This is a genomic window from Acinetobacter sp. 1125_18A, from assembly GCF_052824985.1.
This window is the reverse complement of record NZ_VTDG01000009.1, coordinates 35,582-59,558: the sequence shown is the minus strand read 5'-3', so window position 1 is coordinate 59,558 and position 23,977 is coordinate 35,582. Positions and strand designations below refer to the sequence as shown.

General features: G+C 39.3%; 24 protein-coding genes. 15 read left to right on the top strand and 9 right to left on the bottom strand.

Annotated features, from left to right (window positions below; all coding sequences use genetic code 11):
* Positions 1-8: 8 nt before the first annotated feature.
* Together FY049_RS15665 and FY049_RS15660 are read left to right on the top strand one after the other, a co-directional pair.
* Positions 9-776, top strand: a complete 768-nt coding sequence (locus tag FY049_RS15665; protein WP_151957497.1) for a transporter — start codon at positions 9-11, stop codon at positions 774-776.
* A gap of 145 nt (positions 777-921) precedes the next feature.
* The gene (locus FY049_RS15660; RefSeq protein WP_224964553.1) at positions 922-1,602 is read left to right on the top strand and encodes a glutathione S-transferase family protein; all 681 of its coding nucleotides are present in this window, start codon (positions 922-924) and stop codon (positions 1,600-1,602) included.
* 14 nt (positions 1,603-1,616) lie between these two features.
* On the opposite strand, the gene FY049_RS15655 is transcribed toward FY049_RS15660, so the two are convergent.
* From FY049_RS15655 to FY049_RS15645, 3 genes are all read right to left on the bottom strand, one after another.
* Positions 1,617-2,804 (bottom strand): GGDEF domain-containing protein, encoded by a 1,188-nt coding sequence (locus FY049_RS15655; protein WP_234623415.1) that lies wholly within the window; start codon positions 2,802-2,804, stop codon positions 1,617-1,619.
* Between the two features lie 184 nt (positions 2,805-2,988).
* Positions 2,989-3,591 carry a GGDEF domain-containing protein gene (locus tag FY049_RS15650; protein WP_004718646.1) on the bottom strand — a complete coding sequence of 201 codons (603 nt, stop codon included), beginning with the start codon at positions 3,589-3,591 and terminating at the stop codon, positions 2,989-2,991.
* Between the two features lie 330 nt (positions 3,592-3,921).
* Positions 3,922-4,836, bottom strand: a complete 915-nt coding sequence (locus FY049_RS15645; RefSeq protein ID WP_333665455.1) for an alpha/beta hydrolase — start codon at positions 4,834-4,836, stop codon at positions 3,922-3,924.
* A gap of 153 nt (positions 4,837-4,989) precedes the next feature.
* Here FY049_RS15645 and FY049_RS15640 point away from each other — a divergent pair, with 153 nt between their 5' ends.
* Positions 4,990-5,421, top strand: coding sequence for a DUF2147 domain-containing protein (locus FY049_RS15640; RefSeq protein WP_004718644.1), 432 nt, complete (start codon positions 4,990-4,992; stop codon positions 5,419-5,421).
* A 65-nt stretch (positions 5,422-5,486) separates the two neighbouring features.
* Here the strand turns inward: FY049_RS15640 and FY049_RS15635 are convergent, their stop codons facing one another.
* The gene (locus FY049_RS15635; protein ID WP_004718643.1) at positions 5,487-5,843 is read right to left on the bottom strand and encodes a Spx/MgsR family RNA polymerase-binding regulatory protein; all 357 of its coding nucleotides are present in this window, start codon (positions 5,841-5,843) and stop codon (positions 5,487-5,489) included.
* A gap of 515 nt (positions 5,844-6,358) precedes the next feature.
* Positions 6,359-7,177: an exodeoxyribonuclease III gene (locus FY049_RS15630; protein ID WP_004718642.1), complete on the bottom strand. Its 819-nt coding sequence runs from the start codon at positions 7,175-7,177 to the stop codon at positions 6,359-6,361.
* Positions 7,178-7,217: 40 nt separating this feature from the next.
* On the opposite strand from FY049_RS15630, the gene pyrE reads away from it, so the two are divergent.
* Entirely contained in the window at positions 7,218-7,868 is a 651-nt protein-coding gene (gene pyrE / locus FY049_RS15625; RefSeq protein ID WP_004718641.1) for an orotate phosphoribosyltransferase, read from the top strand.
* Positions 7,869-7,943: 75 nt separating this feature from the next.
* A complete protein-coding gene (locus tag FY049_RS15620; RefSeq protein ID WP_004718640.1) occupies positions 7,944-8,477 on the top strand; it encodes a hypothetical protein in 534 nt (177 codons plus the stop codon).
* 2 nt (positions 8,478-8,479) lie between these two features.
* Here the strand turns inward: FY049_RS15620 and FY049_RS15615 are convergent, their stop codons facing one another.
* From FY049_RS15615 to FY049_RS15605, 3 genes are read right to left on the bottom strand one after another with little or no spacing between them, the layout of a single operon-like run.
* On the bottom strand, positions 8,480-9,190 hold the full coding sequence (locus FY049_RS15615; RefSeq protein ID WP_004718639.1) for a VanW family protein: 711 nt from the start codon (positions 9,188-9,190) through the stop codon (positions 8,480-8,482).
* A 16-nt stretch (positions 9,191-9,206) separates the two neighbouring features.
* On the bottom strand, positions 9,207-9,908 hold the full coding sequence (locus FY049_RS15610; RefSeq protein WP_446083984.1) for a class I SAM-dependent methyltransferase: 702 nt from the start codon (positions 9,906-9,908) through the stop codon (positions 9,207-9,209).
* Positions 9,909-9,948: 40 nt separating this feature from the next.
* Positions 9,949-10,149: a DUF3565 domain-containing protein gene (locus FY049_RS15605; protein WP_035371612.1), complete on the bottom strand. Its 201-nt coding sequence runs from the start codon at positions 10,147-10,149 to the stop codon at positions 9,949-9,951.
* 110 nt (positions 10,150-10,259) lie between these two features.
* Here FY049_RS15605 and gshB point away from each other — a divergent pair, with 110 nt between their 5' ends.
* The 8 genes from gshB to lpxC all read left to right on the top strand — a co-directional run bounded on the left by gshB (position 10,260) and on the right by lpxC (position 19,650).
* A complete protein-coding gene (gshB, locus tag FY049_RS15600; RefSeq protein ID WP_004718633.1) occupies positions 10,260-11,204 on the top strand; it encodes a glutathione synthase in 945 nt (314 codons plus the stop codon).
* A 305-nt stretch (positions 11,205-11,509) separates the two neighbouring features.
* Positions 11,510-12,607 carry an undecaprenyldiphospho-muramoylpentapeptide beta-N-acetylglucosaminyltransferase gene (gene murG, locus FY049_RS15595; protein WP_151956710.1) on the top strand — a complete coding sequence of 366 codons (1,098 nt, stop codon included), beginning with the start codon at positions 11,510-11,512 and terminating at the stop codon, positions 12,605-12,607.
* Between the two features lie 13 nt (positions 12,608-12,620).
* A complete protein-coding gene (gene murC / locus FY049_RS15590; RefSeq protein ID WP_056517161.1) occupies positions 12,621-14,069 on the top strand; it encodes a UDP-N-acetylmuramate--L-alanine ligase in 1,449 nt (482 codons plus the stop codon).
* Positions 14,070-14,150: 81 nt separating this feature from the next.
* Positions 14,151-15,080 carry a D-alanine--D-alanine ligase gene (locus FY049_RS15585; RefSeq protein WP_056517162.1) on the top strand — a complete coding sequence of 310 codons (930 nt, stop codon included), beginning with the start codon at positions 14,151-14,153 and terminating at the stop codon, positions 15,078-15,080.
* A gap of 4 nt (positions 15,081-15,084) precedes the next feature.
* Entirely contained in the window at positions 15,085-15,939 is an 855-nt protein-coding gene (locus tag FY049_RS15580; RefSeq protein WP_004718624.1) for a cell division protein FtsQ/DivIB, read from the top strand.
* A gap of 63 nt (positions 15,940-16,002) precedes the next feature.
* Positions 16,003-17,265 carry a cell division protein FtsA gene (gene ftsA, locus FY049_RS15575; RefSeq protein WP_004718623.1) on the top strand — a complete coding sequence of 421 codons (1,263 nt, stop codon included), beginning with the start codon at positions 16,003-16,005 and terminating at the stop codon, positions 17,263-17,265.
* A 163-nt stretch (positions 17,266-17,428) separates the two neighbouring features.
* Positions 17,429-18,622: a cell division protein FtsZ gene (gene ftsZ, locus FY049_RS15570; protein ID WP_004718620.1), complete on the top strand. Its 1,194-nt coding sequence runs from the start codon at positions 17,429-17,431 to the stop codon at positions 18,620-18,622.
* 125 nt (positions 18,623-18,747) lie between these two features.
* Positions 18,748-19,650: a UDP-3-O-acyl-N-acetylglucosamine deacetylase gene (lpxC, locus tag FY049_RS15565; protein ID WP_016539103.1), complete on the top strand. Its 903-nt coding sequence runs from the start codon at positions 18,748-18,750 to the stop codon at positions 19,648-19,650.
* A gap of 97 nt (positions 19,651-19,747) precedes the next feature.
* Here the strand turns inward: lpxC and FY049_RS15560 are convergent, their stop codons facing one another.
* On the bottom strand, positions 19,748-20,197 hold the full coding sequence (locus tag FY049_RS15560) for a DUF721 domain-containing protein (RefSeq protein ID WP_419262403.1): 450 nt from the start codon (positions 20,195-20,197) through the stop codon (positions 19,748-19,750).
* 105 nt (positions 20,198-20,302) lie between these two features.
* On the opposite strand from FY049_RS15560, the gene FY049_RS15555 reads away from it, so the two are divergent.
* Positions 20,303-20,980 carry a M23 family metallopeptidase gene (locus FY049_RS15555; protein WP_004718614.1) on the top strand — a complete coding sequence of 226 codons (678 nt, stop codon included), beginning with the start codon at positions 20,303-20,305 and terminating at the stop codon, positions 20,978-20,980.
* A gap of 288 nt (positions 20,981-21,268) precedes the next feature.
* Entirely contained in the window at positions 21,269-23,977 is a 2,709-nt protein-coding gene (gene aceE / locus FY049_RS15550) for a pyruvate dehydrogenase (acetyl-transferring), homodimeric type (RefSeq protein WP_004818397.1), read from the top strand.

Sequence of the window (23,977 nt, the reverse complement as noted above, 5' to 3'; positions counted from 1 at the left end):
GTCTTCATATGGCAATTTTAAATAGAATCACATTAGCCCTTGCTTCGAGTCTAAGTATAAGCGCAATGGCAGCAGAATTTTCTTTTGATCGTCCTGGAACAGGTTTTGGAACAGGAATCACGCCAGTGGGTCAATTGGCTTGGGAGCAAGGTCTACCAAGTGCGACCTATACAGAAACTAAAGTAGATGGCGCAAAAGCAAAAACTGTAACCCTCAATGGCGATATGCTGCTCCGTACCGGTTTAACCTCTAGTATGGAGTTACAGTTAGGCTGGCAGGGTCCAGCTTGGACACAAACCAAGTACAAAGGCATTAAAGAGGATGACTCTGGCTTAGGTGATGTTTCTATTGGGATTAAAAAAGCCATCGACTTAAAAGATGATAAATTATCCATGGCGATTTTGGCTCAAGCTTTGATTGCAACGGGCAATGATGGTTTTAGTGAAGAAGATGATATTTATAGCATCGGCACATCATTAGATTATCAGTATAACGATTTGGTCAATACTGGAATCACCATGAACTATGCTGTGCAAGATGGTCATTGGTCAGTGACCGCTGTACCTACTGTCGGTTATAAAATTGCAGGTAATCTTTCAGGGTTCTCTGAGTTTGTCTATTCAAAAACAGAAAGCCAAAACTATAAGTATGGTCTAGGCTCTGGTTTGATCTATGCGGTTAATGAGCGTACCCAACTTGATGGAAGTGTGGGTGTGGATTTGGAAGGGCGAGACCGTAGTTATAAAGCTGGTTTAGGTGTGGCATTCTTATTCTAATCAATTCAGTCTGATACATCGTCAAGGAGTAGTCGATCTACTCCTTGATTTGTTTCCAAAGCGAGCATTTTTTTAAATGCTTTTAGAATAGTCTTATCTTGTGTATGCTGAGTTCAAAATAAGCAATAAACACAGGAGTATTAAAATGTTAGAACTGTTTATTGGTGATAAAAATTACTCGACTTGGTCAATGCGTCCTTGGTTAGTGATTCAGCATTTTAATATTTCATTTACAGAGCACCTAATCCCTTTTGATCACTTTGACCTCGACAGCCAATTTAAACAAAGTATTTTAAAAATAAACCCAACTGGCAAAGTCCCAGCTTTAGTAGACGATGGCTTTTTAGTTTGGGATTCTTTGGCGATTTGTGAATATCTGGCAGAAAAGTTTCCTGAAAAACAATTGTGGCCTCAAGATGTAAAACAACGTGCACGCGCAAGATCGATGTCCGCTGAAATGCACAGTAGTTTTATGGCTTTGCGTAGTTGTTGTGATATGAATTTAGATGCTGATTTAAAGCATATTGGTGCACAGCTTTGGCAGGAAAATTTAAAACTACAGCAAGATGTAAAACGGATTGAACAATTATGGTCGGAGCGACCACACCCTGACAGTTTTTTATGTGGTGATGAGTTTACTATTGTCGATGCTTTTTATGCGCCAGTTGTGATGCGGTTTATGGGTTATGGCATTGCAGTATCAGCAAACAGTCAACGTTATATCGACAAGATATTAGCCGTCCCTGCTGTAAAGCAATGGATAGCAGAAGCGCAAGCAGAATTTCGATTTGTAGCATGTGAAGAGCAATATCGCAGTCAGGTTTAATCTATTGAATACTGCTAAGCTATTTCATTGATTTGAGCGCGGTAGAGCTGTACTTGATTGCGCCCAGACTGTTTCGCCCGATATAGCGCTTTGTCTGCCAGATGAATAATTTTACTAATATTGTCATCGTCACTGGAGGTGGCAATACCAAAACTGGCGGTCAGCTGAACATAATGATGATCAAGGGATTCAAGCACTTGGTTTTGAATCGCCAATCGACAGCGTTCAGCAAGTGCTTGAGCAATGTTTAAAGAGGTTTCAGGTAAGGCAATAATAAATTCTTCACCGCCATAACGAGCCACAATATCCGACTGACGAATGTGAGATGATAATAATTTGGCAACTTGACACAATGCTTCATCACCAAAATGATGTCCATATAAGTCATTGATTTCTTTAAAATGATCAATATCAATCAAGATAATGGCATATTCGGTTTGCTTATTTTGGATATCATCAAGCTTTTCATTAAAAAAACGACGATTATATAAATTGGTCAGTGGGTCAATTTCACTGAGTTTTTTGATTAATGACTCTCTATGTCGCCACTGAGACAGTAAAATCTCACATAAAATCAAACATACAATTAAAATAGGAATAATAAAATATAGCATTGTACCTACCCAGAACGGGTTATCATGCCGATTATTTTCTAATATATGTGTATTAAAAATTGGGGCATACGGAATGATGCGCCAATAAGTACAAAGCATCATTGAAATATAGAACAACAGTGCAGTGCTAATTTGCAGATAAATAATTTTTCTATTGAATAAGATTAAACCCACACCAGAAATACAAACAAATGCAAAAACAGTAGCTGGACTATAGATACCAACGAGGAAACCATCAGCAAGCATTAAAAGAATAAAAATACTGATGACAATATGGGGGAGGATAGTGTTCGCCCATTTTTTATTTTGAAAGAAATAACAAAATGCAATCAGAAAAAAAAGCAGTAGGGTTGAGCCAGCATTGACCACAAGTTGTGAACGAATCAAGGAGATATTGACCCATTGCCAAGTTTCTGGATTTAACAGGATAAAAATTTTCCATACAATCCATGATAAATGAAGGGCAACAGTCAGGAACAGAATCAAGATACATTTATGTAAACTGCTCCAATTCATAATGATATTTGAATCTAATTGTTGTTTCAGCTTTTGCCAGTAAGGATTAAGTCTTATATTCGATACCTTCATTCATAATTATTCCAGGGTTTTTCAAGCTGTAATTCATTAAGTACTGATTAATAATTTTTTAAATTATAGTGATTAAAATTTATTAAAACAAAGAATTGTTATCATTTATTTGTTAATAAACAGGTATTTTATTATTAATATAAAGTAAATAGTGGTGTAATTAATTTTTAAATATACAGATGTTTTAAGACAAAACACCTGTGCCCGAATAACAAGGTTTACGATTGGTTTTCGCAATATATAATGCTTGATCTGCTTGTTGTAACACTGCATTACTCATGCTGTCATGTTTAGAAACAGATGCACCACAACTTGTTTGAAGTGGAATGACTTTGTTGTTGATCTTTAAATCATAATGATTAATTAAACGTGATAGACGATCTGCGATATGACGTGCTTGATCCTGAGTGACATCACTGAGAATTAAAATAAATTCAGATTCGCTATAGCGGCCAACAAGGTCAGTTTCACGGATATTTTGTAATAACTCTTGGGCTATAGCCGCTAAAGCTTTATGTGCAATTTTTAGATTGTATTTGTTCTTGATTTCACACAAGTTATCAACACTAAGCAAAATGATACCAAAGTTAGAATCAGTCTGAGGATGTAACTCTTTTAAATAGGTATTAATTGCAAACTGATTATAAATACCTGTATGTGGGTCGATTTCCAAACTGTTACTCAGTTGGTTTTTATATATTAATTTGGCAATAAATGAGTGTTTCAATACTTGATTGAATAATGAATGAATTTTACGTCGTTTTTCGGAATAAATTTTATTACGCATAATCTAATCCATCCACACTTGGATTTTTATTGTTGATGCCTAGAATGTAGCAATTTATTGACTTAAACTCAAACTAAAGTTGAAGTAAATAATTGAAGGATATATACATAATTTAAAAAAATGTGATTAATTTTGTAGTATAGGTTAAGAGTCTGTTGAAATTTGAAAAAGCACTAAACATAAATCTGACAAGCAATATAGTTTCAATGAATTGTATGGTTATTATTCTAGTGAATGCTCATTTTTTAAATTGATTATTTTATTTTTAAAGATGAACAACAGTTTGGTTTTTAAAATCATCTGTTGTTCATTATTTGGTCAACACTGGGATCAATCTTTGTCAATTTTATGAGCAAATTCAGCAATATCTGCTAAAGATTGTTTTGCTTCATCAAACCATGGGCTAAACATTTGGAAATTATGCCACATTCCCGTATATAGCTTGTAATTGACTTGGACACCAGCAGCTTTGGCTTTTTCTTCGAAACGTTGCGCATCTGACAAAAGAATTTCTTTAGAACCAATTTGAACCAAGGTTGGAGGCAACCCTGCAAAATCTCCGAAAATAGGCGAAAGTGGGGGTAAAGAACGATCCATGTTTTTCGGTACGTAAAAATCAATACCAGATTCAAGTGCTTCGATTGACAGTAAAGCATCATGCTTCTGATTATAGCGTAAAGACTCGCCTGTTAAGGTCAGGTCTAAGAAGGGTGACATTAGGATTAAAGCGCTAGGGAGTTGTTGCTTATTTTCTTCTTTGATTCGTAATGCGAGTGTCAAAGCCAGATTCGCTCCACAAGAATCACCTGACACAATAATGTCTTTCGCTAGCACGCCTTGATCTAAAAGTTGCTGATAAATATCATAAATCGCATCACTTGCTTCAGGGAATTTACTTTCAGGTGCGAGCGGGTAATCGACATGTAAAACTTGCATTTGTGTACGTGCAGCAACTTCAGATAAAAAAGCCCGATGGGTTTTGATAGAACCGACAAAAAACGCTCCACCATGAATATGAAAAATCATTTGAGTCGCATGCGCTTGCGGTTTAATTTCTTCTGCCCGAATCCCCGCAATGCGCAAAGAACGGATCTGTACATCTTTACGTTGTGGAAAAACACGTGCAAGTTGTTCTATTCCAAAACGTGCAGTTGCCGGGGGAAGATTGAAACGACTTGGAAATTTGAAGCTAGATTTAAGAATAGATTCTGTAAGATATTGTTTCAGAGCTGGGTTAATCTTCATGTTCCTTCCATATTGTTAAACTTTTGACTTTATTTTTGTTGATTTATCAACATTTGTTACAAGGGTACACTATATAGTCACATTCAAGAATTGCTAAATCGACGTAAATTTTTGATACTATAAAGTGTCAATTAGACTAGGGAAAACAAAACAATGAAAAAAATTGTACTTGCATTAGGCTTATTATCAGCAACAGTTCTTGCAAATGCTGCGGATCCACTCAATGGAACAGTTTGGAAAACAATTGATGACACAACGAAACAGCCAAAAGCAATTGTGAAATTCACTGAACAAAAAAATGGAACATTGACGGCAACAATTCAAAGTATTTTAACACCAGGTGAGGAAAATACTTGTACCAAATGTGAAGGCCCTTACCACAATAAATCATTGAAAGGCGTGACGATTGTCAATGGTTTAAAAAATGTCGGTGGTAAAAACTATGACAATGGTACGATTCTAGATCCTAAAAATGGCAAGACCTATAAACTCAAAGGTGAACTTGCTGGTAATCAGTTAAAGTTACGTGGTTATATGGGTATTTCTGCTTTAGGTCGCAACCAAACTTGGGTGCGTGCAAACTAAGCAGATTGATTCACTGCAACAAAAAGCCTGATCTATTGATCAGGCTTTTTGTTGCTCGATTATTTTTATGTTGTAAGTTTTAAAGCTTTAATTTTATCTTCATCAAAACCAATTACATATTGGCCATTTTGATCAATCACAGGGCGTTTGATTAAACTGGTGTGTGTGGTAAGCGCTTGAATCAGTGCTTGTTCACTCGACAAAGCTAGTTGCTGTTCTTGTTCACTGAGTTTTTTCCACGTTGTGCCTTTTTTATTGAGCACAAGATCTTGCCCAATATGATCGAGCCATTGTTTAACCGTCTCTGCATCTATGCCTTGTTTTTTATAATCATGAAACTCATAACTCAAGCCAAGTTCAGTCAGTAAATCAAAAGCTTTTTTCATGGAGTTACAATTTTTGATTCCATAAATTTTCAACATGTCTTAACCTAATATTCAATTGTTTGATTTGACAGAAAGAGTAGCAAAATTGCCAATATGTACAGTATAAGAATAGATAAAATATTTTAAAAGGCATGATTGCTGTCATCAGAATTTAACAATTTGCGCTTAATATTTTATTGAAGCGAGCAGCAGACTGGCTGACTAAATGATTTAAATTTTAAAAATAAAAAATGAAACTAAAAAAATTTGAAATTAAAAAAAGAGAAAACCCGCATCTAATCATCCTGATTATGCGGGTCTCATTACAACGTCCAATGTCACATCCTTGAAAAATAAATATTCAAAATACTTATTTCCTTTTCTTCCTACGGCGTCCTATCCTTTTGCTGTCATCCTGACAATGTCCCTGTGCCGTGCGTGTATAATGCGCTTGTTGATATGAAGAAAATATAAGATAACACGACAAAATTTGTAAGTTATTTCCTTGTAATCAGTGAACACTTGTTCACAAAAATGCTCAATTTTTATTTAAAAATTGAGCATAGGGCTGTTTAAATTTGATAATCAATAATCACAGGGGCATGGTCGCTATACCATTCATCTTTATAGACCCAAGCATTGACTGTGCGATCTTTCCAGTCAGGTGAGCATGCTTGATAATCAATTCGCCAACCGACATTTTTAGCACGCGCTTGTCCACGATTGGACCACCAAGAATATACTTCAGCTTCTTTACGTACTTCACGAAATGTATCGACATAGCCCAGTTCGTCATAAATATGGTCTAACCAAGCACGTTCATGCGGTAAACAACCTGAAGATTTTTGGTTGCCTGACCAGTTTTTAATATCGATTCGTTTATGCACAATATTGTAATCGCCACATACAATGATCGACTTATCTTCATCGCGCCATTGTTTTAAAATTTTTCGATATTCTTCTAAGAAGTGATCTTTACGGGCTTGTGCTTCATCACCTGATGAACCTGAAGGTAAATACAGTGAACAGATATGCACAGGCTTGGCTAAACCGACATCAAATTCTGCGCTAATAAAACGACCTTGGCTATCGGCAAGTTCAAAACCCAAACCATTCTGGATCGATTTAAACGGCAAGCGACTGTAAATCGCTGTACCTGCATAGCCTGATTTTTCCGCAGGAAACAGATGGGTAAACCAACCTTCGGGTTTAAATTTATCGGTCCATTGTTCATGTGTAATACGGCTTTCTTGGATACAGATCACGTCTGCATCTGACTTTTCCATCCATTCAAGTAGGCCTTTAGTGACGGATGAACGTAAGCCATTTACGTTAATTGAGACAACTCTTAAAATTTTTTGATCACTTGGATAGCTACTCTTTGGTATCATGCGCAGTCATAACCTCAATGTATGAATTTTGGAGCACCTCATGTCAACGCCAGCTCAGTTTAACCCGCAAGCTTTTATCGAACTCGCATTATCACGTGGTGTGCTTAAATTTGGTGAGTTTACTTTAAAATCAGGCCGTGTGAGCCCTTATTTTTTTAATGCAGGTTTACTCAACGATGGTGAAGCATTATCGCTTTTAGCTCAAGGTTATGCAGATAAATTAACACAATGTAACAACGTTGAAGTGATCTTTGGACCTGCATATAAAGGAATTCCTTTTGTTGCAGCAACAGCTGTGGCTTTGTCACAAGTACATGGTGTAAGTGTGCCTTGGGGCTTTAACCGTAAAGAAGCCAAAGACCATGGTGAAGGCGGTGTATTGGTCGGTGCTTCAGTAGAAGGTAAAAAAGTCTGGATTATTGATGACGTGATTACAGCGGGTACCGCAATTCGTGAAGTTGTCACAATTCTTAAAAATGCAGGTGCGACAATTGCAGGCGTATTGGTTGCGCTAGATCGTCAAGAAAAAGGGCAAGGCCAACTGTCTGCCATCCAAGAAGTTCAACAAGAACTTGAGATTCCAGTGCATGCTTTAATTAGCATGAAAGACTTAATGGATTATCTAGATGCTAAAGGCGAGCAAGATGCTTTAGCAAAAATGGAAGCTTACCGTGTGAAATATGGTATATAAGTTAAAAAAAAGGATAAGATAAGGAGCATAAGCTCCTTATTTTTATGGACTATAAAGGATTAGGTGCCATTTTAAATGTTCATTCTATTGATAATCGTCGTGGTTGCTGTACTTGGCATTATGCTGGTCAAACATATCGATCAACGACGTTGGCAACGTTACCAATTTGAGCGGGATATGTTTTTTCGGCAATATCCATTTCAATGGAAAGGTTTAGAACAGTTTGAGCTGGTTTTAAATATCAACGTGCACGCCCAGAAAAAATTAATCAATGAATTGATGTTAAGAGCATCTGAGAACAGTTATATCAAGAAATCACGTATTCAACGTGAACCTGAATGTTCGAGACAACAATACTCGATTAAAGTCATGATTCAAGATTTAACTATTGGGCACTTAGAAAAGAAATATGCAGACTTATTGGGAGAAAGTTTAGATCAAACCGATTTTGAAATTGGTCGCCCGATCGAGCTAGATGCTGAAATCATTGTGTTTGAAAAAGATGATATCGAGTTGGGCTGTCGTGTCAAACTGGCCTTACCGCGTGATCCACGGACTGCACATCAATACCTGATAGAAAATAGCCAACAACAATTTCAAGAAAAATAAGCTTAATCAGTATGTGAATTGAGCAAGTAGATACTTTGCTCAATCTGTTTTTGATCTTGCAAGGTGCGTACAATTCGATGGGTTTTAGAATCTTCAACAATAAATTTGAGTGCATATTCCTTTAAATACTGCTGAGCAACCAACTTGGCGACCAGTTGGTCATGCTGTCTGAAAATTTGAATTTGTAGTGCCTGATCTAAACAATTTTGAAACTGTAAGTCCTTATAGCCATACACCACAGTTGCATCACTGCCTAAAGGGGTAAAGCGCTCATGTTCCTGATAAATATCAATCGAATGTGAATGTCGTTCTGTGATGGTCAATCCCGCTTTTAACGCATTGATATAGAGCAAGCAAGAAATTTGACAGATCCCACCACCCAGATCTTCTGAAATTTTTCCATTGACCAGATTACGCCCTGTTTTAAAGCCATTGTTTAACGTCGGGGCTGTTACCAAATGCCAAAATGAAAAGATTTGATTTGGCTCAATGACCAAACCGTTTATGCTCTGAATCGCAAGATCAATGTTATGGGTTTTATTTTCAAAATAATGATTTATCTTGATGCTTTGTTGGGTTGAAATTTGCTGGTCTGATTGCCACAGTGTTTGATGTTTTAAGGCAAACTGTAGCTTCGAGAAAAGGTGTTCACGACAATACCTGCGTAATAACTGATAAAGCAGTTTCCATGATTTGGGTAAATATTGCCGCATATTCCACCTGCTTATTCTAATTGTTTACTGACGGTTGTTTTTCTAAAACCACAACCAAGTATGATGCATATTCTTTTAAAAATGAACGGCACATCAAGCTGTCTAGGCTTCTAAACAGTGGGCGTAAAATCGTTGGAATACGATGGATAGGGAAAAATAAAAAGCCCTGACTTTCAACCAGTTTCCATTGAGGGCCAAGCAGCTTTTCAATCTCTACCAATGTCATTTGATGAGCAGCATGCCAGCTTTGTTGTTGATGCTTTACAGCTTGTCGACGTTTGGCGGAGGGGAAATCAAAAATAAGCTTGCCATTGGTTTTTAATTTTTGCTGCGCCTCATTCAGAAACTGTTCTGTGGTTGTATGGTCTTGATGCATGATCACATGAAAGCTATAAATGACATCGAGCTGATGGTTTTCGATTGGAATTTCAGTCAGAGAGCCTTCAAGCAAGATTTTATGCGGATATTTTTCTCTAGCGACTTTCAGCATTTCAGGGCTGAAATCTACACCGTAATCGGCATAATCGAGTAAACGACCTGTACCACAACCGATATCCATACAATGTGTAGGTGCTGTTTTACTGAGAATATGCTTGAGAAAAGCACGCTCTTGTTGGTCTAAATATTGCCCATAACTGTTGTTAAAACGGTTGTTATCGTAGTCGTGCGCAAGTTTGTTATAGTAATTTTTAATCTCTGAGTCAGGTTGATTCGACATTGAATAACTCTTTTTATTGACGAATAGAAACTAATTCAACTTATAAACTATTTTGTTGAAGATCACACGTTTTACACGCTAAAAACATGCCTATTTTTTCCTGCCGTCCTTGTTCTGTCAACACCCACGGACGATTCTGCCAAGGCGGAAGATGACGTACATGTTGTTGATGCCCACACGCAAGTTCAGCAACATAATGTTGCTCCTCATCCAAATGAAATCCCACAATGGCTTGTTGCATTTCGATCATCATATTCACAATAATTGCTAAGAGTTTAGCGAAATTTCGAAAAAGTACACCAGATTCTCCGCTATACTGCATTCAATCCAAAATTTTATAAGAGCATCAATATGCGCGTACTTGTTGTGATGGATCCCATCGAAAGTGTAAACCTGAAAAAAGACTCAACAATGGCAATGTTATGGGCTGCTGCACGTCGAGGGCATGAGTTAGGCTATGCATTACAACAAGACTTATATATTGACCAAGGCAAAGCATTTGGTTTGATTTCACCGCTTCAGGTTTTTGAAGATTATGATCACTACTATGAGTTAGGTGAAAAAGCCAAAGAGTCGCTTGCAACGTATGATGTGGTGTTGATGCGTAAAGATCCGCCTTTTGACATGAACTTTGTTTATACCACTTATATTTTGGAACAGGCAGAGCGTGAAGGGGTGTGGATTATTAATAAACCACAAAGTTTGCGTGACTGTAATGAAAAACTATTTGCGACCCAATTTCCAGATCTACAAGTACCCACTTTAGTGACTTCACAGCAAAGTCTGATTCGTGAATTCTTAAAAGAACATGGTGACGTTATTGTTAAGCCACTGGATGGTATGGGTGGAATGGGGATCTTCCGTTTATATCAAGATGGCGTCAATATTGGTTCAACCATTGAAATTTTAACTGAAAATGGCACACAACCGATTATGGCACAACGCTATATCCCTGAAATTGTAGATGGTGATAAACGTATTTTGCTGATTAATGGTGAGCCTGTACCTTATTGCTTGGCTCGTATTCCTCAAAATGGTGAGGTGCGTGGGAATTTGGCAGCAGGCGGTTTGGGTGAAGCTCGTCCATTGACTGAAAATGACAAAGCCATTGCCGCCAAAGTTGGACCATTCTTAAAAGCCAAAGGTTTGGTTTTTGTGGGATTAGATGTAATTGGAAATTATGTCACTGAAATCAATGTCACCAGTCCAACCTGTATTCGTGAAATTGATGATCAATTTGGTACTTCAATTGCAGATGATTTGTTTAATGTACTAGAAGCAGGTCAGTCAGTTTAATTTAAGCTGGGATACTGCATTCTAAATCTCAACTAAAAAATAGAGTCGTTCGCGGCTCTATTTTTTTGCTGTCGATTGGCTATAAAAATGATAAATCATCGAGAAATATAAAAAAATAACGTTTAATTCCACTTTTTTTAACAGATTAATGATAAAAGTAGTTTAAACTTTCAAATCAGTAGAAAAAAACAATGAAAGGCTTGGTGAAAAAAAGTAAATAAACTTTTCCCCATAGCGGATTGTGATTACAATTGGTTGTTTAAGATATTCGTTAAATATTTATTTTTGCATTGAAGAATTAGACCGTGACCGAACCCCAGCAAAGCACACCGAAACACATCATGATGATGGCGGCAGGTACAGGTGGACATGTATTCCCTGCACTGGCAGTTGCAAAAGAATTGCAACAACAAGGCAGCCAAGTGTCTTGGTTGGCGACTCCGACAGGTATGGAAAATCGACTTTTAAAACAACATGATATTCCAATCTATCAAATTGATATTCAAGGTGTACGTGGCAATGGTATTGTACGTAAATTAGCTGCACCCTTTAAAATTTTAAAAGCAACCTTGAGCGCAATGCGCTATATGAAACAGCTCAATGTCGATGCAGTGGCTGGTTTTGGGGGGTATGTTGCGGGACCAGGTGGTTTGGCTGCACGTTTGTTGGGTATTCCTGTGATTATTCATGAACAAAATGCAGTGGCAGGCTTTACCAATACCCAGCTTTCAAGAATTGCTAAAAAAGTCTGCGAAGCATTTCCAGATACTTTTCCGAAAAGTGAAAAAATTGTGACAACAGGTAATCCTGTACGGGCAGAAATTACCGCAATTTATAATCCTTCTTTTCGTTATAAAGAACGCGAAAATGCGGCTGAACCCTTACATATTTTAATTGTCGGTGGTTCTTTGGGTGCGCAAGCTCTGAATGAATGTGTACCTCAAGCCTTAAAACAATTTGATGTTCCATTAAAAGTATTTCATCAGTGTGGGCAAAATAAACAAGACACCACACAGGCTTTATATGCGGATGCACCTGCAAATATACAGGTTGAGGTTCAGCAATTTATTGAAGATATGGCACTGGCCTATAGCAACGCAGATTTAATTATTTGTCGTGCAGGCGCATTAACGGTCACTGAAGTGGCGACTGCTGGTGTGGCGGCTGTATTTGTGCCATTACCAAGTGCGGTAGATGATCACCAAACTGCCAATGCAAGATTTTTGGAGAAAACAGGTGCTGCGAAAATCTGTCCGCAGCAGAGCATGACTCCAGATTCGTTAAAGGATTTACTAACACCGTTGATGAACCGCCAATTACTGATGGAAATGGCGGTAAAAGCTCGTCAACAAGCTCAACCAGATGCAACACAACGTGTGGTTGGTTTAATTCAAGATTTGTAAGTTAGAGTTGATTATGTCTCCAACAAGCCCTGCTGATAAAGCAAAAAACCTAATTAAAATTCCAGAGATGCGCCGTATTAAACATATCCATTTTGTGGGTATCGGTGGCGCTGGGATGTGTGGTATTGCAGAAGTATTGAAAAACCAAGGCTATAAGGTTTCTGGTTCTGACATTAAGGCATCAAAAACAACAGTTCAACTTGAAGAAAACGGCATTAAAGTTTTTATTGGACATACTGCAGACAATATCAAAGGTGCAAATGTACTGGTTGTTTCTACTGCAATTGACCCTGAAAATTTAGAAGTAAAAGCAGCAATTGAAAATCGTATACCCGTAGTGCGCCGTGCAGAAATGTTGGGTGAATTGATGCGTTATCGTCATGGTATCGCGGTTGCAGGAACCCATGGTAAAACCACCACAACCAGTTTAGTGACCTGCATGTTGGCAGAAGAGAACATGGATCCAACTTATGTGATCGGTGGCCTGTTAAACCGTACCGGTGTTAATGCAGCGTTGGGTGCTAGTCGTTTTATTGTCGCAGAAGCAGACGAATCAGATGCATCATTTTTACATCTAGAGCCTATGGCGGCCATTGTTACCAATATTGATGCAGATCATATGGATACCTATGGCGGTAGTTTTGATGTACTTAAAGACACCTTTATCAAATTCTTACAGAAAATGCCGTTCTATGGCTTGGCTGTAGTTTGTGGTGATGATGCCAATATTCGTGAAATCATGCCACGTATTGGTCGCCCAGTGCTGACCTATGGTTTTAATGAAGACAATGATATTCGAGCAATTGATGTTGAACAAGTTGGTATGCAGTCAAGCTTTACGGTATTGCGTAAAGGTCGTGAACCATTACGTTTAACCATTAATCTTCCGGGTTTGCATAATATTCTAAATGCACTGGCTGCGATTGGTATTGCAACAGATGAAGGTGTTTCTGATGCTGCGATCGCACGTGCCTTAGAAAGCTTTAGTGGTGTAGGTCGCCGTTTCCAAGTTCAAGGTGAGTTTGAGTTGGATGAAGGCACTGTAAAACTTGTAGATGATTATGGGCATCATCCGAAAGAAGTTGAAGCGACGATTAAAGCTGCACGTGCCAGCCATCCAGATCGTCGTTTGGTGATGATGTTCCAGCCACATCGTTATAGTCGTACTCGTGACTGTTTTGATGATTTTGTAGATGTGTTGTCACAAGTCGATCAATTGTTGTTGTTAGAAGTATATTCTGCAGGTGAGAAACCGATTGTTGGTGCAGATAGTCGTTCTTTGGCGCGGAGTATTCGTCTGCGTGGCGAAGTTGAACCGATCTTGATTGACCCAGTGGAAGGCAATTTGCAGAACGCGATACAAAAAGTGTTACAAGCGAATGACTTGTTATTAACACAAGGTGCGGGTAACGTGGGAGCAATTTCTGTAGAATTGGCTCAAAACCAACTGTATTTAAAATAATTGATTTGGCTTTGTTTAAATTTGGATTTGAATAAAGCCTAGAAATTAAATTGACTAACTTATAAGTTTAAGGATTTAAACGTGTCAAATGCTTCTAAATTCGGCAAAGTAGCGGTATTGCTTGGTGGGAAATCTGCTGAGCGTGAGGTGTCATTAGATAGTGGTAAAGCTGTTTTAGAAGCATTATTACGTTCGGGGGTGAATGCTGAAGGCTTCGATCCACAAGAGCGTAGTGTGACGGAACTTGTGGGCTATGATCGCGCATTTATTGTATTGCATGGTCGTGGTGGTGAAGATGGTCAAATCCAAGGCGCGTTAGAATGGATGAATGTACCGTATACAGGTACAGGGGTTCAGGGTTCAGCGATTGGGATGGACAAAGTTAAGACCAAACAAATCTGGCAAGGTTCAGATTTACCGACTGCACCGTATCGTATTATTTCCAAAGATTCTGATTTAACTGAAGTGATTGAAAGCCTTGGCTTACCATTAATCATTAAGCCTGTACATGAAGGTTCTAGTGTTGGTATGAGCAAGGTTGAAAAAGCTGAAGAGCTTGCTGCTGCAATTGAAAAAGCTACAGTACATGATGCTGTGGTGATGGCTGAAAAATGGATCACGGGGCGTGAATACACTATTTCTTTCCTCAATGGTTTGCCATTACCTGTGATTCGTTTGCAACCGCCTGCTGATGTTGCATTCTATGACTATGAGGCAAAATATAACCGTAATGACGTGGAGTATGGTATTCCATGTGGTTTAAGCGAGTCAGAAGAAAAGAACTTACAAGAATTGTGTTTACGTGCTTTCCAAGCAGTCGGTGCCAGTGGTTGGGGACGGATTGATGCGATGTTAGATGAACAAGGTCATTTTTGGTTGTTAGAAGTGAATACAGTGCCTGGCATGACCAGTCACTCACTTGTGCCTAAAGCTGCAAAAGCTGTGGGTTATAGCTTTGATGAATTGTGTGTTGCGATTTTAGCGCAAACGCTCACGGAACAAGCACACTAAGTTTATGGCTCAACTTCCTGCTTCGATGCGTCGCAAACGTGCGGCAATTACATCAATACACGATAAGCCGCCAACACGTCAGGAAAAGCTTCTCAACGTGGGAAGCTGGTTGCTTATGGTCATTGCTATTGCTGTGCTATTTGCAGGAATCTATGGTCTGTATAAGGTGATTACCGATGCTCGGGTGGCCACACTTCAAGTGGTAGGTACCACCTCATCGGTAGAGTCACAAGCGATTACACAACATTTGGCGCCTGTTGTTAAAAATAATTATTTCACCTCGGATTTAGAACAGATTCGAGATAAAGCACTAGAAGTATCATGGGTGGATCGTGTTGTGGTTTCACGGGCATGGCCAAATGGTATTCGCGTGCGGATTATGCCACGTCATGCAATCGCTCGTTGGGGAACTGGGCGATTACTGAGTGATGCTGGAGATGTCTATACAGAAGCGGTGGCGAAGAATTATTCAAACCTGCCATTGCTTCATGGGCCGCTCAGCCAATCCAAAGTGATGATGCGTCGCTATAATGAAATTAATCAATTATTTCACCCAGTCAACTTACGTTTAAAAGAGCTTTATCTCACTGAACGTATGACTTGGTTTATGCAGTTTGATTCGGGACTACGGGTGATCGTAGATCAAGATCAAACCATGAGTAAGCTACAACGTTTAAGTCACTTGGCACAAACTGATTTGAAACCTACTTGGTCGAATATTTCCGCCATTGATTTGCGCTACCGAAATGGTTTGGCAATTCAATGGAGAAATTCTATTTCACCAAAAATTGTGAATGGTCAGTTTGTTGTAACCAGTAATGACATAAGCGTTGCAGGTGGGATGGTTGCACAGCCATAATACGTGGCTTGAAAAAGAGGCATATAGCCAAACATAAACAATGAAGATAATGGTAGCAAAGTGATGAATGAAGCTGTTCCCTCAGTTGTTGCAATTGACATTGGGACACATAAAGTTTCAGTACTGATTGGTAAAGTACATGCCCCTGATAATATTCAGGTTATTGGCATGGCAAGCGCACGCAATAAAGGAATGAATAAAGGCAAAATTGTGAGCCTTGATAAAGTCACAAATGCAATTAAACAAGCCGTTCAAGAAGCTGAAGATATGGCTGAGTGTCGTATTCATTCAGCTTGGGTTTCTATTCCAAGCACCGAATTACAAAGCCATTATGCGATTGGTCGTACGCCGATTTCAAATTCAGAACATACCATTACGACAACTGAAGTGGTGCGTGCATTAGAGCTTGCTAAAGCTAGTCATATGACAGCCGATCATTACTTGGCAAGTGCAGTGCCTTTAGGTTTTGAGCTGGATGATTCAAGTGAGTGGGTACAGAACCCAATCAATTTATCTGCCAATAGTATGACAGCCCATTATCAATTGATGATGATGCCAATCAGTACTATGCAGAACTTGGATCGTGCAATGAAAGGCGCCAATATTTCAGTTGAAAAAATGGTGGTATCTTGTTTAGCAACTGCAGAAGGCAGTTTGCTGAAAGATGAAAAGGAATATGGCGTTTGTTTGCTCGATATTGGTGCTGGAACGACCAATATTGCAGTCTATATTGAAGGGCATTTGGCATTAGCCCATACCATTCAATGTGGTGGTGAAAATGTCACACGTGATATTGCAACAGTGTTGCAAACCACAACCGAAGAAGCTGAACGGATTAAGCTACTGCATGGTTGTGTTGATATTCACCAAGTTAAACCGGATCATATGATTCAGTTTGAGGCAATTGATGGCCCACAAACCATTAGTCGTATTGAGTTGACGGAAATTATTATCGCACGTTATGAAGATATCTTGGGTAAAGTACGATACGAATTAGAACAACGTAGTGCACTACAAAGTTTGTATCATGGTGTCGTACTGACAGGTGATGTTTGCCAGATTGAAGGCATGGTGACATTGGCTCGTCGTATGTTGGGTATCTCTGCACACTTAGGCAATCCACCGTTACAAGTGGTGACCGATGATCAGAATTTACCATCTTTACGTCGTTCAATGTATGCTACAGCAGCAGGGTTACTTTTGTTTAGTCAAAGTGACATGCAAGAGGCGATTGAAGAACCTGAAGTTCAAGGTGGAAGACCATTCTTTGATCGGATTGTGAATGGTTGGAATGCCTTAAATAACAAATTAAAAGGTATTTTTTAGGTGTGGTTTTTTGGGGAATATTGTTAGGAAGTTGTAAGTGTTCTGTCCAATACTTGACAAGCTCTGCAATGAACAGCATCCTAAAAACAATTTTTATTATTGAAGATCAAGGCAGTATACGGGCTTAAGTGACTGCCAAATTATATTAGGAAATCTAAAGGTCATGGCCTCATTTGAATTTTTAGACGATGGACAAACCGATAACAACGGTCAAGCCCGTTTTACTGTGTTTGGTGTTGGTGGCGGCGGTGGTAATGCTGTACAACACATGGTGCAATCTGACATTAAAGGTGTGAAATTTGTTTGTGCAAATACAGACAAGCAAGCCCTTGATCGCATGAATGCCCCTTTTAAAATGCAACTTGGTGAGCAAAGCACACGCGGTTTGGGTGCTGGTGCTAATCCAGATGTAGGTCAAATTGCTGCTGAAGAAAGCCGTGAGCAAATCCGTCAACACCTTGAAGGTGCGGATATGGTATTTGTGACTGCTGGAATGGGCGGTGGTACAGGTACAGGTGCTGCACCAGTTGTTGCTGAGATTGCTCAAGAAATGGGTATTCTTACTGTAGGTGTGGTGACAACGCCATTTAACTTTGAAGGTCGTCGTCGTCAACGTTCGGCTGAAAAAGGGATTGAAGCATTAGAACAACATGTTGATTCTTTAATTATTATACCGAACCAACGTTTACTCAGCGTTTATGGTGACATCTCTATGCAAGATGCTTACCGTAAAGCAGATGACGTGTTGCTGAATGCGGTACGTAGTATTTTTGATCTGGTTGTTCGTCCTGGTCATATTAACCTTGACTTTGCTGACTTGAAAACTGCGATGAGTACACGTGGTTATGCGATGATGGGTGAAGGTAAGAGTAGTGGTCCAGACCGTGCTGAAGAAGCTGCACGTTTGGCGATCCGTAGTCCTTTATTGGATAATGTAAATATCATGAATGCCAAAGGGGTGTTAATTAACATCACTGGCGGTGCTGATGTGACTTTACGTGAAACTGAAGTGATTACAGATGTTGTGAACCAGATTGTTGACCTTGAAGAAGGTGAAGTGTTCTTTGGTACTGTATTTGATCCAGACGCACGTGATGAAATCCGTGTCACTGTGATTGCTACAGGTTTAACACGTAATGCCAGTGATGCAACTGAAGCAAAACGCAGAACCCATATCAGCAATGTTGCGCAATCATATAGCCAGCAAGCTAGCCACAACACTGTGGTTGATGAAGATGACGTTCCAGCGATCAATAAACGTCAAGAAGATGGTGCACCTGTTGCAGCACCAAGTTCAAGCGGTCGTTCTACGCCAATGAGTATTCAAGATTATTTGAAAAATCAACAGCGTAAATGATTGATAATTATTAAAAATAATTAATATCAACGAAAAAGGTAGTGAGATTCATTACCTTTTTTGTTTTTTATCAATGGCTAAATGTGCTAACGTATAGCGGATTTGAGAATGAAGACCGAATTAGCATGTTGAAACAACGTACCCTGAAGCGAGTCGTTAAAGCGAGTGGCATCGGACTACATAGCGGACAAAAAGTCATGATTAACTTTTTACCGCATGTGGCGGACGGGGGTATTGTATTTCGCCGTATCGATTTAAATCCACCTGTCGATCTGCCAGCAGATGCTATGCTGATTCAAGAAGCATTCATGTGTTCCAATTTGGTTAGTCATGAAACCAAGGTTGGAACCATTGAACATGTCACCAGTGCAATCGCTGGCTTGGGTATAGATAACCTGATTATAGAAGTGTCTGCTTCTGAAATACCAATTATGGATGGTAGTGCAGGTCCATTTATATATTTACTCATGCAGGGCGAATTAGTAGAACAAGACGCACCGAAAAAATTTATTCGAATTCTTAAACCTGTTGAAGCACTCATAGAAGATAAGCGTGCAATTTTTACCCCTCACGATGGTTTTCAAATCAATTTTACTATCGACTTTGATCATCCTGCCTTTGCAAAAGAATATCAATCGGCGACCATTGATTTTTCAACAGAAACATTTGTCTATGAAGTCAGTGGTGCACGTACTTTTGGTTTTATGAAAGATCTCGATTATTTAAAAGCCAATAATTTAGCATTGGGTGCGAGCTTAGATAATGCTGTTGGTTTAGATGATACTGGCGTGGTCAATGAAGAAGGTCTACGTTTTGCAGATGAGTTTGTTCGACATAAAATTTTGGATGCAGTCGGTGATTTATACCTACTTGGGCATCAAATTATTGCCAAATTTGACGGCTATAAATCGGGTCATGCACTGAATAATCAACTTTTACGCAATGTTAAAAGCGATCCAAGCAGCTATGAAATTGTAACATTTGATGACGAGAAGCTGTGCCCAATTCATTTTGTCAACGTGACATAAGTCTTTGTCTTTTAGGCATTGTGTTATAATGTAACAATAAAAAGTGTGATATCTGTCATATTTTAACCAGTTTTAATCTTAATTTAATCTAATTAGGTTACTTTTTATTGCTTGCCAAACGTAGTAAAGCTTGGCTAAGCTTAGGGTCGCTCACAAAACTAGCGGCATTTTGTAACATTTCAGATGTTGCAGGTTGTATGCTTCTTACAGTTTTATGGCGTTGTGGGGGTGTTTCAGTATTGCTGTTTTGAATACGTAAACGAACTTGCAGTTTTTGTAAATCACGAAGTTCGTTGATTTGTGACAATTGAGAAATATACTGTTTTTGAAGATAACCGAGTTGACTAATCATGGCTTGATTTTCACCGGTGATGGTCAAAATACCGTATTGATAACAGACAACTCGCCAATTCTCAGGTTGAGGAAGTAGCGGTTGAATTAATTTAGTAAGTTTTTGCCATTCGGCAACTTGCTTTGTAAGAAACGATAAGTTTCCTGTTTTTAAGTGTTGTCTTGTTGGTTGAAAGACGTTTTTGGGTTCAGACATACATGGTTCCTACATATTTATGTCTTATCTTAAGCGCTCATTTCGATAGATATCAAGGATGAGATCGCTCAAGAAACTTGACTAAGAACAGTTAAAGAGGTTTTTATGCACACGCGACGTATTTTATTGGCTTTTACTTTAGCAGCTTCCGCTGCAACCGCTGCATTTGCAGACTTGGTTCAATCACCAGATCGTTTAGAACAATTATCCAAGACTTTATCTCAAGGCTCTTATAATCCAGATGATTTAGATCTTCCTGCTTCAGCAAAGATGAATATTACTTTACGTAGCCAGGATGCACCAATCGAGTTAAACAATGCAAGTATCGCTAAAAAATACGGTTCTAGCGCAAACTCTGCTTCTCGTTACACTGCAAACTCTCCATATTCTTGGTTAGTCACTCATCCGCTTCCAGATATGAAGCGCGTAAGCTCTGATTTTGGTGGCCGTACAATGGGTGGTCGTGCAGAACATCATTCTGGTTTAGACCTTTCAGCACCAAGTGGTACACCAATTTATGCAACAGGTCCTGGTATTGTGACCAAGTCTGGTTGGGGCACTGGTTATGGTCAATATGTAGAAATTAACCATGGTAATGGCTATATCACACGTTATGCGCATGCTTCACGTCTAATTGCCCGTGTAGGTGATCAGGTGAAGGCTGGTGAACATATTGCCAACGTGGGTTGCACAGGTCGTTGCACAGGTCCACATTTGCATTATGAAGTAGTGAAAGATGGTCAACGTAAAAATCCATCTTCTTACTTAGCCATGTTGCCATAACGCTAAACATTTGATTGTTGAGCTTATGACTGATGCTCTGTATGCATGGTTGAATTCGTAGTCGCGATGAATTAAATACTGTATTCAGACTATCATCAAATAAAAAATTATTTTGTATAAAAAACCGCCTTTATTGGCGGTTTTTTGTTATTTTAAGTGTTAATTAGTCAACAACTATTTAGTTGCTAAATAATCCTTACAATCTGCATTTGGCTGTAACGATAACTTAACAGGCCCAAAACATGATACATATAATATATAGAAAACTATTCAAGGAGTAAGTGGGAAATGGCGTATTATGGTGATAGCGACGCTCAGGAAACACAAGAATGGCAAGATGCCTTTGATTCAGTGCTCCAGCATATGGGTACGGATCGTGCTGCGTTTTTATTAGAAAAATTATATCAACAAGCAATTTCGAAGCATGTACCTATTCAGCGTCTAAATACCCCTTATTTAAATACCATTCCAGTTGAAGAATCTCCAGCGATGCCAGGCGACCAAGATATGGAGCGTCGTATTCGAGCATTAATTCGTTGGAATGCTTTGGCAATGGTTCTACGTGCCAATAAAACAGGTGATGACTTAGGTGGTCACTTGGCAAGTTTCGCGTCTTCAGCAACCCTATATGATGTCGGTTTTAACCATTTCTTCCGTGCCAATAGCGATAGCTTTGGTGGCGACATGATCTATTACCAAGGTCATTGTGCACCAGGTATTTACGCACGTTCATTTTTAGAAGGTCGTTTGACTGAAGATCAATTGAGTAATTTCCGTCGTGAAGTGGGTGGTCAGGGGCTTTCAAGTTATCCTCATCCTTACTTAATGCCAGATTACTGGCAGTTCCCAACCGTTTCGATGGGCCTTGGTCCAATCATGTCAATTTATCAAGCGCATATTCAAAAGTACTTGATGAATCGTGGTTTGATCAAAGAAGAAAACCGTAAGGTTTGGGCGTATCTTGGCGATGGTGAAATGGATGAGCCAGAAAGCTTAGGTGCAATCTCGCTTGCGGGTCGCGAAAAATTAGACAACTTAATCTGGGTGGTTAACTGTAACTTACAGCGTCTAGATGGTCCTGTACGTGGTAACGGTAAAATTATTCAAGAGCTAGAGTCACTGTTCCGTGGTGCAGGCTGGCGTGTAATTAAAGTGGTTTGGGGTCGTCATTGGGATCCTTTACTGGACAAAGACACCTCAGGTGCTTTAAAAGCCCGTATGGATGAAACGCTAGATGGTGAATACCAACGCTACCAAGTAAAAGGCGGCGCTTATACCCGTGAAAAATTCTTTGGTAAATACCCAGAAGCTGCGGAGTTGGTGAAAGGCTTAAGTGATGAGGATATTGATAATCTGAATCGCGGTGGTCATGACCCATACAAAGTATATGCCGCGTATGCAGCAGCAATGACTAGTAATGGTCAACCGACTGTAATCTTGGCAAAAACAGTGAAAGGTTATGGTTTGTCTGACGAAATTGAAGCCGTCAACAAAACCCACCAAATCAAGAAAATGCAACACGATTCATTGAAATATGTACGTGACCGTTTTAATTTGCCATTCTCTGATGAGCAACTTGAAGAGCTTCCATTCTATCGTCCAGGTGAAAACTCACCTGAATTGAAATATATGAAAGCACGTCGTGAAGCTTTAGGTGGTTATTTACCTGCACGTCGTAAAGACAGTGAAGTATTGGCGATTCCTGAGATTTCAGTATTTGATGGTGTGCTTAAAGGCAGTGGTGGTAAAGAACAATCAACCACGATGGTTATGGTGCGTTTGATTGCCGCATTGTTAAAAGAAAAAGCCATTAAAGACCGTGTTGTGCCTATCGTACCTGATGAAGCGCGTACTTTCGGTTTAGAAGGCATGTTCCGTCAGTTGGGTATCTATGCTGCGCATGGACAAAACTATACCCCAGAAGACCAAGAACAGCTCATGAACTATCGTGAAGCAAAAGATGGTCACATGTTGCAAGAAGGGATCAATGAAGCAGGTGCAATGAGCGCTTGGTCAGCATTGGGTACCAGTTATTCAACCAATAACTTACCAATGATTCCGATGTATATGTATTACTCAATGTTTGGTTTCCAACGTATTGGGGATATTGCATGGGCAGCGGGTGATTCTCAGGCACAAGGCTTCTTGTGTGGTGCAACAGCTGGTCGTACAACATTAAATGGTGAAGGTTTACAACACCAAGATGGTCATTCTCATATCTTGGCAGGTACGATTCCAAACTGTGTAGCTTATGATCCTTGCTTTGGTTATGAGTTAGCCGTGATTGTGCATGATGGTTTACAACGTATGTATGTGAATCAGGAACGTGTGTTCTATTACTTGACCCTCATGAATGAAAACTATGACCAACCTGCATTGCCTGAAGGTGCTGAAGAAGGCATCAAACGTGGTATGTACTTGTTTAATAAAGATGAAAAAGCCACAGTTCAGTTATTGGGTTCAGGCGTGATTCTGCGTGAAGTGATTAAAGCTGGGCAAATTTTACGTGATGAATACCAAATCCATTCCAATGTATGGAGCGTAACAAGCTTCAATGAATTGGCACGTGATGGTATGGCTGTTGAAGAATACAATCGCCTACATCCACTCGAAGACGGTAAAGAGTCTTGGGTTTCTCAGCAATTACGTGACACGGATGGTATTGTTGTTTCAGCAACAGATCATATGCGTGCCTATAGCGAACAGATCCGTGCTTATCTTCCAGATAGCCGTCCATATGTAACATTGGGTACAGATGGTTATGGTCGTTCAGATACACGCAGTAATTTGCGTAGTTACTTTGGTGTAGATGCGGCACATATTGTGGTTGCAACATTGAAAAAACTTGCTGATGAAGGCGAAGTTGATCCACGTTTAGTGAAAGATGCAATCTCTTCATTTGAACTTGATGTTGATCGTCCAGTTGCATGGTTACCGCAAGCGCACCCATCTGTACAAGAAGTTGCTGCTTATACTGAAGTGACAGAGGAGAAATAA